The sequence below is a fragment of the Mesorhizobium sp. BR-1-1-10 genome (assembly GCF_020165595.1).
Taxonomy (GTDB): Bacteria; Pseudomonadota; Alphaproteobacteria; order Rhizobiales; family Rhizobiaceae; genus Mesorhizobium; species Mesorhizobium australicum.
The window spans coordinates 27819-42205 of the sequence record NZ_JAIUIL010000019.1 but is presented as its reverse complement, the minus strand read 5'-3'; the positions used below and the strand labels follow the sequence as shown (position 1 = coordinate 42205).

Here is a 14387-nt window from a genome sequence, read left to right as displayed (position 1 = left end):
CATGCCTGCTGAGGGTCCCCGCGCCGCCAAGCCCAACCCGAGATGGCTCACAATCGTCGGCATCGGTGAGGACGGTTTAGCGGGTCTCGGCGACGAGGCCAAGCGGCGGATCGCCGAGGCGGAGTTCATCTTCGGCGGCAAGCGGCACTTGGCGCTCGTCGCTTCCTTCGCCAAGGGCAAGCCGCGTCCCTGGCCGGTTCCTTTCGATGCCCGGATGGCCGACGTCCTGGCGCTTGCCGGTAGGAACGTCTGCGTGCTCGCCTCCGGCGACCCGTTCTTCCACGGGGTCGGCGCCACCCTCGCCCGCAAGGTCAAGCCGCGCGAGATGCACGTCATACCAGCGCCGTCGGCGTTGTCGCTGGCCGCGGCGCGGCTTGGCTGGGCGCTACAGGATATCGAGACCGTCTCACTGCACGGCCACCCGATCGACCTGATCCGCCCACTGCTGCAGCCCAACGCCCGCATCCTGGCGTTGACATCCGATGGCTTCGCTCCGGCGGCGGTTGCCCGCCTGCTCGCCGAACTCGACTTCGGCACTTCGCGGCTGACGGTGCTAGAAGCGTTGGGCGGGCCGAAGGAGACATTGCGCTCGGTTCGCGCCGATGCCTTCGACCTCGAAAACATCAATCCGCTCAATGTCCTGGCCATCGAAATTGATTCGGCCCCGCAGGCGCGCGTGCTGTCGCTCACGGCAGGCCTCGCCGACCATCTGTTCGAGCATGACGGCCAGATCACCAAGCGGGAAATCCGCGCTATCACCCTGTCGGCGCTGGCGCCGAGGCGGGGCGAATTGCTGTGGGATGTCGGCGCCGGCTCGGGCTCGATCGGCATCGAATGGATGCTCGCCCACCCTTCGCTGCGCGCCATCGCCATCGAGGTCGACCCGTCCCGCGCCGCCCGCATCGCCCATAACGCCGTCGCCTGCGGCGTTCCCGGCCTCGTCATTGTGGAAGGCAGCGCGCCCAAGGCCCTGGCCAGACTGGAGACACCTGATGCCATCTTCATCGGCGGCGGCGGCAGCGACGCCGGCGTCATGAATGCCGCCATCAGAGCCTTGCGCGCCGGCGGCCGTCTTGTCGCCAACGCGGTGACGTTGGAAATGGAAGCCCTGCTCCTCGCCCAGCACACAAGGCGCGGCGGCGACCTCACCCGCATCGGCATCTCCCGCGCTTCGCCGGTCGGCTCCATGCAGGCATGGCGGCCGGCCATGCCCGTCACGCAATGGAGCTGGGTGAAGCCATGATGGTCGCGGGCATCGGCAGCCGAAGGGGCGTCACCGTCGAAGACGTGCTCGCGGCCATAGAAACCGCGCTCGAAACGCATGGCCTGGCGATGACAGCTCTTTCGGCACTGGCGACCGCGGCGCTCAAGAAGGATGAAGACGCCATCGCCGCCGCCGGTCGCAAGCTGAACCTTCCCGTCATTATCGTCGACGACGCAGCCCTTCAGGCCGCCTCGCCGGGGACGCTCAGCAGCTCCAGCCTCTCGCGGGAGCTGGCGGGCACGTCATCGGTCTCGGAAGCCTCCGCCCTTGCCGTCGCCGGCAAAGGCGCGACGCTGCTTGGGTCCCGCACCGTGCTCGGTCCGGTCACCTGCGCCATCGCCATCAGCGGAGACGCGCCATGACCGTCCATTTCATCGGCGCCGGCCCAGGTGCGGCGGACCTCATCACGCTGCGTGGCGCAAGGCTCCTGGCGAGTTGCCCGGTCTGCCTCCACGCCGGCTCCATCGTCGCGCCGGAACTGCTGCAGCATTGCGCGCCGGGAACGAAGCTGGTCGACACCGCGCCGATGTCGCTCGAAGAGATCGAGGCTGAATATGTGGCAGCCCACATGGCCGGCCATGATGTTGCCCGCCTGCATTCCGGCGACCTGTCGGTGTGGAGTGCCGTGGCCGAGCAGATCCGCCGGCTGGAAAAGCATGGCATCCCCTACACGCTGACGCCGGGCGTCCCTTCCTTCGCGGCCGCCGCCGCCGCACTTCGACGCGAACTGACCATCCCCGAAGTCGCGCAAAGCCTGGTGCTGACCCGCGTTTCCGGACGCGCGTCGAAAATGCCGCCGGGCGAAACCCTGGCCGGTTTCGGCCGCACCGGCGCCACGCTGGCCATCCACCTTGCCATCCACGCCATCGACCGTGTCGTCGCCGAGCTGACGCCGCACTATGGCGGCGATTGCCCGGTGGCGATCGTCTTCCGCGCCTCGTGGCCGGACGAACGCGTGATGACCGGCACGCTGGAATCCATCGAGGCACAACTGGCGGCCGATCCGATGGAGCGTACAGCGCTCATTTTCGTCGGCCGCTCGCTGGCGGCACAAGATTTCGGCGAGAGTTCATTGTACGACGCCCATTACCAGCGGCGTTTTCGCGGACGGGACGGATTGTGAGCGCCAGCACTGGAAATAACGGCGAAAACGCCACACTCGAACAGGCGCTCGCACGGCTGAACTTCAAGCCGCGTCCGCTCGAGCCGGGGCATGTCTGGCTGGCCGGCGCCGGTCCCGGCGATCCCGGCTGCCTGACGCTGGAGGTGCTGGCGGCACTGGCCGAGACGGATGCGCTGGTCTACGACGCGCTGGTTTCGCCCGATGTGGTTGCTGTTGCCGGAAATGCCGAGCTTTTCTTTGCGGGAAAACGCGGCGGCAAGCCCTCGATGAAGCAGGATGACATCACCGCTCTGCTGGTGCGGCTGGCGCGTGAAGGCCGCCGCGTCATCAGGCTGAAGGGCGGCGATCCCTATATTTTCGGCCGTGGCGGCGAAGAGGCGCTGGCGCTGGCGCGTGAGAACATCCCGTTCCGCGTCCTGCCAGGCCTCACCTCGGGTCTGAGCGCGCTCGCCGCCACCGGCATTCCCGCCACCATGCGCGGCATCAACAAGGCTGTCATTCTGGCGACCGGCCACGCCGCCGGCACCGATGACGATCTCGACTGGGCGGCGATCGCCCGTACCGGCCAGCCAGTCGTCGTCTATATGGGCATGGCCAATCTGCCTCTCATAGCAGCCGCCCTGCTCGACGGTGGACTGGCGCCATCGACACCGGCGGCCGTGATCGTCGCCGCGACGACGCCGCAGGAAAGGACCGTCGTCGCCACGCTCGCCACCATTGCCGAGGCAGCGGCGGCGGCCGGGCTCGCCTCGCCGGCATTGATCGTCGTCGGCGGCATCGTCGCCATGCGCGCGGCACTGGCGGGCGGGGCATGACGGCCCGGGCGATCATCGTCGGCGCGCCGCGCTCCGGTTCGGGCAAGACCAGCGTCACCATCGGCATCCTGCGCGCACTCACCCGGCGTGGCCTGAAAGTGCGCGGCGCCAAGTCCGGCCCCGACTATATCGACCCCGGCTTCCACACCGCCGCCACCGGCCTGTCCGGCGTCAATCTCGACAGCTGGGCGATGTCGCCGCCGCTGCTCAATGCGCTCGCCGCGCAAGCGGCCGACGACACCGATTTCGTCATCCTCGAAAGCGCCATGGGCCTGTTCGACGGCATCCCGGCCTCGCCTGGCCGCACCGGTTCGGCTGCCGATCTGGCCCGGCTCTACGGTCTGCCGGTGCTGCTGGTGCTCGACGTGTCAGGCCAGTCGACGACGGCGGCGGCCGTCGCCAAGGGTTTTGCCACGTACGACCCGGATGTGCGCATGGCCGGCGTCGTGCTCAACCGGCTGGGCAGCGAGCGCCATCGGAAGCTGTCCGGCGACGCCATCGAGGCGATCGGCCTGCCCGTCGTCGGCGCTATTTTGCGCGACCCCTCGCTCAATTTGCCCGAGCGCCATCTCGGCCTCGTCCAGGCCGGCGAATATGACGACCTGATGGCGCATCTCGACCGGCTCGCCGACACGGCGGAGAAGTCGCTCGACCTCGACGCGGTCATGGCCCTGGCAACGCCCTTCGCCCCGGCAGCAGGTTCCTTCGCCTACGCGCTGCGGCCGCCCGGTCAACGCATCGCGCTTGCCGAGGATGCCGCCTTCACCTTCCTCTACCCGCATGTCGCCGCTTATTGGCGCAAGGCCGGCGCGGAAATCGTCCCGTTCTCGCCGCTCGCCGACGAAGCGCCGGACGAGGATTGCGATGTTTGCTGGCTGCCCGGCGGCTATCCCGAGCTTCATGCCGGCAAACTCACGGCCGCCGCGAATTTCCATGCGGGGATGGCACGTTTCGCCACGACAAAGCCGATCCATGGCGAATGCGGTGGCTTCATGGTGCTTGGTGAAGCGATGGAGGATGCATCAGGCGAAACGCATCGCATGCTCGGCCTGCTCGGCCATTCCACCAGCTTCGCCAGGCGCAAGATGAATCTTGGCTACCGCGAGGCTCGGCTGCGTGCCGATTGCCCGCTGGGTTCGCAGGGCGCGCTGATCCGGGGTCACGAATTCCACTATGCGCAGATGACGGCCACCGGCAATGACGAGCCGCTGGCTGACCTTGCCGATGGCCAGGGCAATCCGCTCGGCGCCTCAGGCTACCGGCGCGGCCACGTCAGCGGCACCTTCTTTCATGCGATTGCGAGGAGCTAGGGCCATGAAGCTCCCGAAAATCACCCTGTCGCCCCGGCAAGTCCTCGACGACATCGCGCTTTGCCTGGTCTTCTTCACCCGCCTGCCGCTGCCCGTGTTTGATTTTCGCGGCCGCAACCTCGCCGCCGCGATCTGGGCCGCCCCCATTGCCGGCCTTGTCGTCGGCCTGATCGGCGCCATCGTTTTTGCCACGGCGGAACGCTTTGGCCTTGCCATTGGGCCGGCGGCTGCCCTTGCCCTTGTTGCAACCGTGGCTACCACGGGCTGCCTGCACGAGGATGGATTGTCGGACGTTGCCGACGGCTTCGGTGGCGGCAAGTCGCGCGGCCGCAAGCTCGAGATCATGCGCGACAGCCGCATCGGCGCTTATGGCGCCATGGCGCTGGCGCTGTCGCTGCTGATCCGCTGGAGCGCGCTGTCGCAAGTGGTGGAACCCACACAGGCTCTGTTTGCGCTCGTGGCGGCGCACGCAGCCTCGCGTGGCGTGCTCGGCGCCTTCATGCATCTCTTGCCACCGGCGCGGTCCGACGGCCTGTCGGCTGGCGCCGGCACCGTTTCGCTCGAAACGGCAATAGCCGGAGCCGTGCTCGGCGCGATACCACTGCTCCTGCTCGGGCTTGGCGGCGCCATTGCCGCGCTCATCCTGCTCGGCCTGTTCTTTGCCGCCTTCCACGCCCTTTGCCTCAACCAGATCGAGGGCCAGACCGGCGACACGGTTGGCGCCTTGCAGCAGTTGAGCGAAATCGCGGTGCTTCTCGTCGCTTCCGTCGCCCTTTCCTGACCCCCTTGACCTGATTCCCTTCCGGAGACATTGCCCCCATGCCCTTCAAATCCCTCGATGAACTGCGCGCCGCCTGCCTCGACCTGCCTGCCGGCAGCGAAGTGGCCGCCAGTGCCGTCGCTCGCCGCCAGGACACGCTGACCAAGCCGCAAGGCAGCCTCGGCAAACTCGAAGCGATCGCCGCCTGGCTGGCGCGCTGGCAAGGCCGCGACATGCCAAGGCTCGACCGCGTGAAAGTCTTCGTCTTCGCCGGCAACCACGGCGTCACCGCGCAGGGCGTGTCGGCCTACCCCTCCGAAGTCACCGTGCAGATGGTGGCGAATTTTGCCGGCGGCGGTGCCGCCATCAACCAGCTCGCCCGCATCGCCGGCGCGGAACTCGACGTCATCCCGCTTGATCTCGACCATCCCACCGGTGACTTCACGCAAGTGCCGGCAATGGATGAGAAGGCCTTCCTCGCCGCTGTCTCGGCGGGCTATGACGCCGTGACGAAAGACCTCGACCTGGTCTGCTTTGGCGAAATGGGCATCGGCAACACGACGCCCGCCGCTGCCATTTCGGCTGCCTTGTTCGGCGGCGGCGCCGAAAAGTGGACCGGGCGCGGCACTGGCGTCGACGATGCCGGCCTGAAGCGCAAGGTGGTCGCCATCGAAGCCGGCCTGAAGCGCCACGCCGCGGCCCTTGCCGACCCGTTGGGGGTCGCTGCCAGCCTCGGCGGGCGCGAACTCGCCGCCATCTTCGGCGCCACGCTCGCCGCCCGTCATCTCGGCATACCCGTGCTGCTCGACGGCTTCGTCTGCACCGCCGCCGCCGCGCCGCTGGCGAAGCTGCACCCGACCGGCCTTGCGCACACGATCGCCGCCCACGTCTCAGCCGAATCGGGTCATCGCGGCCTGCTCGAAGCGCTCGCAATGCCGCCGCTGCTTGATCTCGGCATGCGGCTCGGCGAAGGCTCCGGCGCCTGCCTCGCCGTCAACATCGTCCGCTCGGCGCTGGAGTGCCATGCAGGGATGGCAAGCTTTGCCGAGGCTGGAGTTTCGGAGAAATAATCGGTCAAACTTTTAACGTGATTGAGCCAAAATAATAACGTCGTTTGATTGTTACATGAGATCAGTGGATCTCATGCGGAGATCAGGCGATGTATTTGAAGGCGATACCTGTCATTGCACTGCTTTTCGGCACTGCTGCGCCAGCTTTTTCGCAGTATGTCGATGAGAACGGCTGCTTCCGGCACACGGGCGACGATGGGCTGGCCAAGGTCCAGTCCAGCCTGACCATGACCCTTCCGGTCAAGGACGAAGAGGATGTCGCCACACAGCAGCAAACCGCGCTGCGTTCGTTCTACAAGGTCGCTGCCGCCAGTTTCGCCATGGTGCTCGATGCCGTCGCCGACACGTGCGAGTAACCAGCGTGACCACGAACGTCAATGCCAGGGATCGCAGCATGGGAGGCGCTGCGGGATCGCAGATGACGGTGACCGGGCAGATCGCCATGAAGGTCAAGTTCAAGGCCAGTATTGGCAAAGCGGCGCAGTGAACGGCCATTGCGGTGCGAGACGCGCCAAACGCCTCTTGCCTTCAGGGTCTTTCCACCAAGTCTTCTAGGAATTTGGTGGGTGCGCACAGGATTGAACTGTGGACCCGCTGATTAAGAGTCAGCTGCTCTACCAACTGAGCTACGCACCCACTCGGCCGGCAAAAACCGGCGTTGGCGGGCATATAGCCGCCGATACCGGTCCTGTCCAGCCCTGCTGGAATCATTTCCCGACAAATCGACCGGGGCTCTCTCCAATCAGGCGAAAAGCTTGCCTTCCGCCACCTTGATCGCATGCCCGCCAATGCGCGCGGACGCCAGTTTTCCGCCTTGCACGGTCAGTTCGAGGCGGATGCGCGACGGCCGGCCCATCTCCAGTCCCTGTTCGATCCATAGCTGCGAAACCCCGTCCGTCGGGCCGTCGAAATGCATGATGGCGCCGGCGAAGGCCGCCGCTGCCGAACCGGTCGCCGGGTCCTCATAGGAAGGCGTGCCGGGAACGATCATGCGGACATGGAAAGCGCTTTCGTGGTTCACCGTCTCGCGGCAATAGACGTACGGGCTGGCGAAGGCCCACTCGCTCTTGCGCGGCGCCAGTTCCGACCATGCCTGGTTGTCCAGCCGGATGCGGCCCGCCGCTTCGAGATTGGCGACAGGAATGGTCACATAGGGCACGCCGGCCGACCAGAAGGCGATGCGGTGATTCTCGAAGCCGATCTCGTGCGGCGCCAGGCCAAGGGCAGCGCCGATCGCCTCCGGATCGGCCTCCAGCTTCAGCGGCTCCGGCAGTTTCGCCAGGTCGAACTCGGCGAAGGTGGCGCCATCATGCGTGCTGACCGCGCAACGCACCGGGCCGATGTTCTCTTCAAGCACGAAGATGCCGGCGCCGCCCTCGCCCGCCAGTTCGGCCAACGCGATGGCCGAGCCCACCGTCGGATGGCCGGCGAATGGCATTTCATAATCGGGCGTGAAGATGCGGATGCGGTTGCGGTGCTTGGGATTGTCCGGCGGCAACACGAAAACCGATTCGGACAGGTTGAACTCGCGCGCGATGGCCTGCATCGCTGCCGTGTCCAGACCTTTGCAATCCAACACCACGGCCAGCGGGTTGCCGGCCAGTCGCTCGGTCGTAAACACATCGTAAAGCAAGTAATTCCGGGTTTGCATCCCTGCCTCAATCCCAACATGGGCGAAATTTAATTTGATATTCGAACCGGTAAGCCTGATCTGTGCACAGACAGGGACATTACGCATCATAGGGGTCCGACGTGGACCAGATTGTCAATCAGCCAAAGACGGAATCGGATTCCGCCATCGAGACGGCGCTTGGGCTCGACCAGACCGGTCGGCGCAGGACGCGCCGGCGTGGCTGGCTCTATGCGTTGCTGACCCTCATCGTGCTTGCCGCCGGCCTTGGCCTCTATCAATGGTATGCGGGCACGCCGACCAGGATTGACTACACCACGGTGCCGGCCGCCAAGGCCGACCTCACAGTCCAGGTGTCGGCGACAGGCACGCTGCAGCCGCTCACCCAGGTCGACATATCAAGCCAGCTCTCAGGCATCATACGCTCGGTCGCGGTCAACGAGAACCAGCAGGTGAAGAAGGGCGACGTGCTGGCGGCCCTCGACACCGCCAAGCTGCAGGTCCAGATCGAACGCGCCGAAGCGTCCGCTAAGGGAGCGGCCGCCAATGTGGAGGACGCCAGGGTGACGCTCGCCGAGAACGAGAGTGCGCTTGTCCGCGCCGCGGCCCTGACCAAGCGTGGCATGGCAACCGACCAGTCGCTCGAGGCGGCGACGGCGACGCGCGACCGTTCCAAGGCGGCACTCGATAGCGCCGAGGCCAATCTCGCCATCGCCAATGCCGATCTCAAGTCGCAGCAGACCGACCTTGCCAACAGCACCATCTACGCGCCGATCGACGGCATCGTGCTGACGCGTTCAGTCGACCCCGGCCAGACGGTCGCTTCCTCGCTGCAGGCGCCGGTGCTGTTCATCATCGCCGCCGATTTGAGGAACATGGAACTGGTGGCGGCGGTCGACGAAGCCGATATCGGCGCGGTCAAGTCGGGCCAGCATGCCCGTTTCACCGTCGACGCCTTCCCGGAGCGGCCGTTCGATGCCAAAATCCGCGACATCTCCTATGCCTCGGTCACGACGGACGGCGTCGTCACCTACAATGCGCGGCTCGAAGTCGACAACAACGAGTTGCTGCTGCGGCCCGGCATGACCGCCACCGTTTCTGTGGTCACGAGGGAAGCCAAGGGCGTGCTCACCGTGCCCTCGTCCGCTTTCCGCTATCGCCCGGCGCAGCAAGCGGCGCGCGGCTGGAGCCTGAGCGACCTGTTCACCGGCCGCATGGGCCGCGGCAATCGCCAGCGCCCGGTGGCGAAGGCCCCGACCGATGGTTCCCGCACGCTCTATGTGCTGGAGAACGGCCGCCCGCATCCGGTCAACGTCAAGATCGGTTCGACCGATGGCGAACTGACCGAGATCACCTCCGGCCTGGAGGAAGGCGCGCAGATCATCACCGCTTCGCAGTCGCGGAGCTGAGGCAGTGGCCGCGGGCGCCCCCCTCATCACCTTCGACAAGGTCTGGAAGAGCTACGGCCAGGGCGAAGCCAAGGTGCATGCGCTGGCCGGAGTCGACCTTGCCATCCGGCGCGGTGAATTCGTCGCCATCATGGGCCCATCGGGCTCCGGCAAGTCGACGGCGATGAACATCATCGGTTGCCTCGACACGCCTACGGCCGGAACCTATTCCTTCATGGGCGTCGATGCCGGCCGGCTCGACCGCAACCGCCGCGCCATGCTGCGCAACCTCTATGTCGGCTTCGTCTTCCAAGGCTACAATCTGCTGGCACGCACCACCGCGGCCGAAAATGTGGAACTGCCGCTGATCTATCGTGGTGTCGCCGCCCGCGAGCGCCGCGACCTCGCCATGCAGGCGCTGGCCGAGGTCGGCCTTGTCGGCCGCGAGCATCACACGCCGGCCGAACTCTCCGGCGGCCAGCAGCAGCGCGTGGCGATCGCACGCGCCATCGTCACCAGGCCGACGCTGCTCGTCGCCGACGAGCCGACCGGCAATCTCGACACCGCACGCACGCATGAGATCATGGAGCTGCTGACGCGTCTGAACAAAGAGCTTGGCCTGACCGTCACCATGGTCACCCACGAAGCCGATGTCGCCGAATATGCCGAGCGTACCATCCGCTTCCTCGACGGCCATGTCGCCTCCGACACCATGAATATGGAGGTGGCATGATCTGGGAAACCGTCCGCCTCTCGCTGCGCTCGATCCGCCGCAACGTGCTGCGCTCGTTCCTGACCTTGCTCGGCATCGTCATCGGCGTTGCCGCCGTCATTGCCATGCTGACCATCGGCTCCGGCACTACGCAAAAGGTCAAGTCCGACATTTCCAAGCTCGGCAGCAATCTTCTGGTCGTCCGAGCCGGGCGCCCGGCCGGCCCCGGCGGTCCGGGCGGGCTCGACCAGGCGGTGCGGCCGCTGGCGGAAAAGGATCTGGCGGCGCTGGTTGCGCATCTCACCGGTGCGCGCGCCATCTCGCCGGCGGCGCAGAAGCAGGTGCGCGTCATCTTCGGCACCGAGAGCCTGACCTCTGGCGTCACCGGCACCGACAGCGCCTATCTCGACGCACGCGACTGGAAGCTGGTGTCCGGCCGACCGTTCAGCGATTCCGAAACCCGCTCCGGCACCGGTGTGTGCCTGATCGGCGAGACGGTGCGCCAGCAATTCTTCGGCGCCGGCGATCCCGAGGGCGAGATCATCCGCGTCAACCGCACCTCCTGCAGGATCGTTGGGCTGCTCGAGCCGAAAGGCTACACCGGCTTCGGCCAGGACCAGGACAATGTCGTGCTGATGCCCCTCGCCGCCTATCAGCGCCGCATCGCCGGCAATCGCGACATCGACAACATCTACATCGCCGCCGACGACCGCACGCCGACCACCGAATTGCAGCCGCGCGTCGAGGACATCTTGCGCGATGCGCGCCGCATCACGCCCGATCGCGAGAGCGATTTCGGCATCCGCGACATGACCCAGATCGCCGACGCCATGGCCAGCGCCACCACGACGATGACCGGCATGCTGGGCGCGGTCGCCGGTGTCAGCCTGCTGGTCGGCGGCATCGGCATCATGAACATCATGCTGGTGTCGGTCACCGAACGCACGCGCGAGATCGGCATCAGGCTCGCCATCGGCGCGCATGAAAAGCACATCCTCATCCAGTTCCTGGTCGAGGCGACGGTGCTGTCGCTGCTTGGCGGCATCATCGGCATCCTGATTGGGCTGGCGCTGGCCGGCCTTGCCTCGGTGACGCTGACCATACCTTTCGCGCCAAGCCCGGCCGTCATTCTGCTTGCCGTCGGCTTCTCCGCGCTGATCGGCATGGTGTTCGGCTTCTTCCCGGCGCTGCGCGGCGCCAGGCTCGATCCGATCGACGCCTTGCGTCACGAGTAAAAGGGCAAGCTGCGAGGGCGTCCGGCACTCCGGGCCGGTTTTACACAACCTTCGACGTTTCCGCCTTGCCCAACCTATCGTCACTGTGTTGGCGATGTTATGCCAAGGCATATCTGGTCGAGGAGCAGCTGATGAGCAAGAAGGCGCGCGTGATCCTGGTGATGATCATCATCGAGGCCGCCCTTGCAGGCATCTGGTGGTATCTCGCCCGCTACGGCATGACCAATCCCGATCGCGTCACCGCCGATTTCCAGGCGGTCGTTGGCCAGACGATGGGAATGGCCATGGGTGGGTTGCTGGGTATCGGCTTCATCCTGTTCTTCGCCGCCGCGCGCAACGACCGCAAGGCACTCAAAAGCAAGACATCATAGGGCCTGGCCGCTCCACGATATGATCGCGGCACCGACGTACGGTTTCAGTGGCAGGCGGGGCTACGACGCGCTTTCCCACGGATTGACGATGTTCAAACCGGCGGCCGCGAATAGACCGGTGTCACGTGTGGCGACAGTGAGACCGTGCGCTACGGCCGTCGCCGCGATATAACCGTCGGCGTTGCCGATCGCCTTGCCTGCGGCACGCGCCTGTACCATGAGGTCGGCATAGGCGCGCGACGCGTCGAGGTCGAACGGCAGAATGCGGCCTGCAAACAACGGCAACGCGTCCTGCTCAAGACGATCATGCAGGGTCGTGCGGCGCTTGCCGGAAGGCATGGCCGCGATCCCGAAACGCAACTCAGCCACGGTGACGGCCGAAAGATATAGGGTTTCGACGGCCTGGGCGTCGATCCACGCGATGACGCGAGCATCGGGTGCAGGTCTCCATGGCTCAAACATGACGCTGGTGTCGATGAGGATCATTCGAACCGCACCGGCTCGCCCGGTGTTTTGTCGCGGAGCTGCTGCAAGGTATCGACATCCTCTTGCGACAATCCGGCCTCGCGGCCGATGGCGGCGAGCAGCGAGCCGAGCTTGACCCGATTGGCCGGCCGCACGGCCGTTTCCAGGATTTCACGCATCTCGGCTTCAGTGCTGCGGCCGTGATGCGCAGCCCGCACCTTCAAGGCGCGGAGCGTTTCCTCTGGCAAATTGCGGATCGTGACGGCGCTCATCGATATCATTCCAATCTGCAATGATGTCACTGCTATCAACATAGCAAATCTGCTATCAGATGCAACCAGTACGCATCGATATTAGTCTGCGCGCGCGAAATGCCACTCGATCAGCGGCTTCATGTGCGGCGACAGGCCGTCCGGCAGGTCGCCGGCATGGCGGATGATCACCGGCCCCTCGATCTCCGGGTCGGCTTCGGTGGCGACGAAGGCCGAGATTCGGCGCGCGATCTCATCGGCGGGCGCGTCGACGTGATAGCGGCGGAAGATGACGGTGCCGCTTGCCGTCGACAGAGCGTGCCAGCGCACACCACGCCTGGCATCCGACAGGTCGATACCGGTCTCCTCGCGCACCTCGCGCATCATGTTGAAATCGACATCGACGAGACCGTCGCGGAAATCGATCGGCTCGAACGAACCGGCGGCGAAATAGACCCGGCCGGCACTGACGGTTCGCGGTCCCATGCGGATCGCCACCAGAGCGTTGTCCCCGGCCACCAGCACGGCATGGGCATAGGCGTGTTCGGCGCCGGAATTCTCGCGCCGCTTCCGCCACAGCATGAAGGTCGAGTAATTGACCGCATGGCAGCGGCCGATAAGGCTGCGGTCGCGATAGGCAAGCTCGGAAAGCAGCACCACAATGCCGTCGAACAGCGCCGGATTGGCCTCGATCTCGCCCCGCCAGTTCTCGGCAATCACCGCGGCATTCTCCACCGCGAAGGGATGCGGGCCGGGATCGAGACGGACATCGATGGCATCGACCGGCAGGATGACATTGCGCGGAAGATCAAAACTCATGTCGGCTCAGGCCATGTCCAGCGTGATCGCCACCGGGCAGTGGTCCGAAGCCTTGGGCCGATCCCAGCCGGCGCGCGGGAAGCGCTCGACTTCCTGGCCCGCGGGAAAGATCGTGCGCCAGGGCTGGCCATTGCGGATGATGTCGGGAACTGCGGTGGCGTTCTTCGCCGCCAGCCCCTTCGACAGCAGGATATAGTCGAGCTGGCACAGATGCCGCTCTTGAGGCCCGCGTGTGTGATAGAAGGTCCAGCGGTTCATTTCCGGCCGCCGCTCGACCACATTTTCACAGAAGCCGCCCGCCGTCAGCACATTGATGCAGGACAGGTTCTCGTCGACCACCTCGAAACGGTAGCCGTCGACCTCATCGCCGGCGATCTTCACCCGCTGGCGGTAATCGTTCATGTCGCCGCAGATCGCCCAACGCTTGTCGGCCGCGTGCTCCGCCCCGAAACGCTCCTCGATGATGCGCCGCACGGCTTGCGCCTCCGCGATGCGCACCGGCATCGTCGCCTCGCGTCCGTCGAGCCCGTTGCGGGGAGAGCCCATGGACTTGAAGTGCACGAGATAGAGCGTCATCGGCGCGCCGCCCACCTTGATGTCGACCTCCAGGCAGTCGCGCCGGAAGATGCGTTCATTGGGCTGGTTGCCGAGGGCCGCCAGCTCGGGCGTATGCAACCCGAACTGCTCGTAGGTGACATAGGCGTGGCTGCTCATGCGCACGAATTCGATCGGCTGTCCCTGCGCGGTCTCGTTGCGCATCATCACCGCGACATCGATGCCGCGCGAATCATTGCCCGACGTGGTGTATTTCTGGCGGTAGCCCTGCCCCACCATCTTGAACAGATAGCCGTACTCGAAGGCCTTCAAGGCCTCGATGTTGTCGACCTCCTGCATGCAGATGATGTCGGCACGGGCGGCGGCAATCGCCAACGCCGTCAGCTGGCGCGTGTCGTCGGATTGCGCGATGGCGCGCGCCTGTTCCAGCATCTTGTATTCGGCCTCGCTCTGGATATCGAAGAGCGCCAACGTGCGATCCTCATTGAGCTGGTTGCGAAAGCCGGAAAAATCGAACCTGTTCATCAGGTTCTCGACATTGAAGGTGGCAAGGCGCAGCGACATGCGCTGACCTTTGCCTGCAAGAGCGGCGGAAAACAAGATCGCAGGACCACAAGCA

18 protein-coding genes and 1 tRNA gene are annotated in these 14387 nt (G+C 65.6%); 13 read left to right on the top strand and 6 right to left on the bottom strand.

Features of this window, described 5'->3' with window-relative positions; translation table 11 throughout:
• Position 1: 1 nt before the first annotated feature.
• From cbiE to LB555_RS29380, 9 genes are all read left to right on the top strand, one after another.
• Positions 2–1243: a precorrin-6y C5,15-methyltransferase (decarboxylating) subunit CbiE gene (gene cbiE / locus LB555_RS28725; protein ID WP_224684334.1), complete on the top strand. Its 1242-nt coding sequence runs from the start codon at positions 2–4 to the stop codon at positions 1241–1243.
• The gene (locus LB555_RS28720; RefSeq protein ID WP_140660991.1) at positions 1240–1626 is read left to right on the top strand and encodes a cobalamin biosynthesis protein; all 387 of its coding nucleotides are present in this window, start codon (positions 1240–1242) and stop codon (positions 1624–1626) included. The genes cbiE and LB555_RS28720 overlap by 4 nt, the downstream gene beginning before the upstream one ends.
• A complete protein-coding gene (gene cobM / locus LB555_RS28715) occupies positions 1623–2387 on the top strand; it encodes a precorrin-4 C(11)-methyltransferase (protein ID WP_224684333.1) in 765 nt (254 codons plus the stop codon). Before LB555_RS28720 ends, cobM begins: the two co-directional genes overlap by 4 nt.
• A complete protein-coding gene (gene cobA, locus LB555_RS28710) occupies positions 2384–3202 on the top strand; it encodes a uroporphyrinogen-III C-methyltransferase (protein WP_224684332.1) in 819 nt (272 codons plus the stop codon). The genes cobM and cobA overlap by 4 nt, the downstream gene beginning before the upstream one ends.
• On the top strand, positions 3199–4512 hold the full coding sequence (locus LB555_RS28705) for a cobyrinate a,c-diamide synthase (protein WP_224684331.1): 1314 nt from the start codon (positions 3199–3201) through the stop codon (positions 4510–4512). Before cobA ends, LB555_RS28705 begins: the two co-directional genes overlap by 4 nt.
• Positions 4513–4516: 4 nt before the next feature.
• Positions 4517–5293, top strand: coding sequence for an adenosylcobinamide-GDP ribazoletransferase (gene cobS / locus LB555_RS28700; protein ID WP_224684330.1), 777 nt, complete (start codon positions 4517–4519; stop codon positions 5291–5293).
• Between the two features lie 38 nt (positions 5294–5331).
• Positions 5332–6342: a nicotinate-nucleotide--dimethylbenzimidazole phosphoribosyltransferase gene (gene cobT / locus LB555_RS28695; protein WP_224684329.1), complete on the top strand. Its 1011-nt coding sequence runs from the start codon at positions 5332–5334 to the stop codon at positions 6340–6342.
• 89 nt (positions 6343–6431) lie between these two features.
• Complete coding sequence (locus LB555_RS28690; RefSeq protein WP_224684328.1) at positions 6432–6698, top strand: hypothetical protein; 267 nt, start codon at positions 6432–6434, stop codon at positions 6696–6698.
• Between the two features lie 5 nt (positions 6699–6703).
• On the top strand, positions 6704–6829 hold the full coding sequence (locus LB555_RS29380) for a hypothetical protein (RefSeq protein ID WP_263486421.1): 126 nt from the start codon (positions 6704–6706) through the stop codon (positions 6827–6829).
• A 73-nt stretch (positions 6830–6902) separates the two neighbouring features.
• On the opposite strand, the gene LB555_RS28685 is transcribed toward LB555_RS29380, so the two are convergent.
• Both LB555_RS28685 and LB555_RS28680 read right to left on the bottom strand, forming a co-directional pair.
• Positions 6903–6978 (bottom strand) — tRNA-Lys (locus LB555_RS28685).
• Between the two features lie 106 nt (positions 6979–7084).
• Positions 7085–7993, bottom strand: a complete 909-nt coding sequence (locus tag LB555_RS28680; protein WP_140660984.1) for a PhzF family phenazine biosynthesis protein — start codon at positions 7991–7993, stop codon at positions 7085–7087.
• A gap of 101 nt (positions 7994–8094) precedes the next feature.
• Between LB555_RS28680 and LB555_RS28675 the strand changes: the two genes are divergently transcribed.
• From LB555_RS28675 to LB555_RS28660, 4 genes are all read left to right on the top strand, one after another.
• Positions 8095–9381, top strand: coding sequence for an efflux RND transporter periplasmic adaptor subunit (locus LB555_RS28675; RefSeq protein ID WP_224684327.1), 1287 nt, complete (start codon positions 8095–8097; stop codon positions 9379–9381).
• A gap of 4 nt (positions 9382–9385) precedes the next feature.
• Positions 9386–10093 (top strand): ABC transporter ATP-binding protein, encoded by a 708-nt coding sequence (locus LB555_RS28670; RefSeq protein WP_140714721.1) that lies wholly within the window; start codon positions 9386–9388, stop codon positions 10091–10093.
• Complete coding sequence (locus LB555_RS28665; protein WP_140615782.1) at positions 10090–11307, top strand: ABC transporter permease; 1218 nt, start codon at positions 10090–10092, stop codon at positions 11305–11307. Before LB555_RS28670 ends, LB555_RS28665 begins: the two co-directional genes overlap by 4 nt.
• 131 nt (positions 11308–11438) lie before the next feature.
• Complete coding sequence (locus tag LB555_RS28660; RefSeq protein WP_140660980.1) at positions 11439–11678, top strand: hypothetical protein; 240 nt, start codon at positions 11439–11441, stop codon at positions 11676–11678.
• 60 nt (positions 11679–11738) lie between these two features.
• On the opposite strand, the gene LB555_RS28655 is transcribed toward LB555_RS28660, so the two are convergent.
• The 4 genes from LB555_RS28655 to LB555_RS28640 form a co-directional block, all read right to left on the bottom strand.
• Positions 11739–12164: a type II toxin-antitoxin system VapC family toxin gene (locus LB555_RS28655; RefSeq protein ID WP_224684326.1), complete on the bottom strand. Its 426-nt coding sequence runs from the start codon at positions 12162–12164 to the stop codon at positions 11739–11741.
• Positions 12161–12415, bottom strand: a complete 255-nt coding sequence (locus LB555_RS28650) for a FitA-like ribbon-helix-helix domain-containing protein (protein WP_140615778.1) — start codon at positions 12413–12415, stop codon at positions 12161–12163. The genes LB555_RS28655 and LB555_RS28650 overlap by 4 nt, the downstream gene beginning before the upstream one ends.
• Positions 12416–12496: 81 nt before the next feature.
• Positions 12497–13213 carry a hypothetical protein gene (locus LB555_RS28645; protein WP_140822149.1) on the bottom strand — a complete coding sequence of 239 codons (717 nt, stop codon included), beginning with the start codon at positions 13211–13213 and terminating at the stop codon, positions 12497–12499.
• A 6-nt stretch (positions 13214–13219) separates the two neighbouring features.
• Positions 13220–14332: an endonuclease/exonuclease/phosphatase family protein gene (locus LB555_RS28640; RefSeq protein ID WP_224684325.1), complete on the bottom strand. Its 1113-nt coding sequence runs from the start codon at positions 14330–14332 to the stop codon at positions 13220–13222.
• Positions 14333–14387 lie beyond the last annotated feature (55 nt).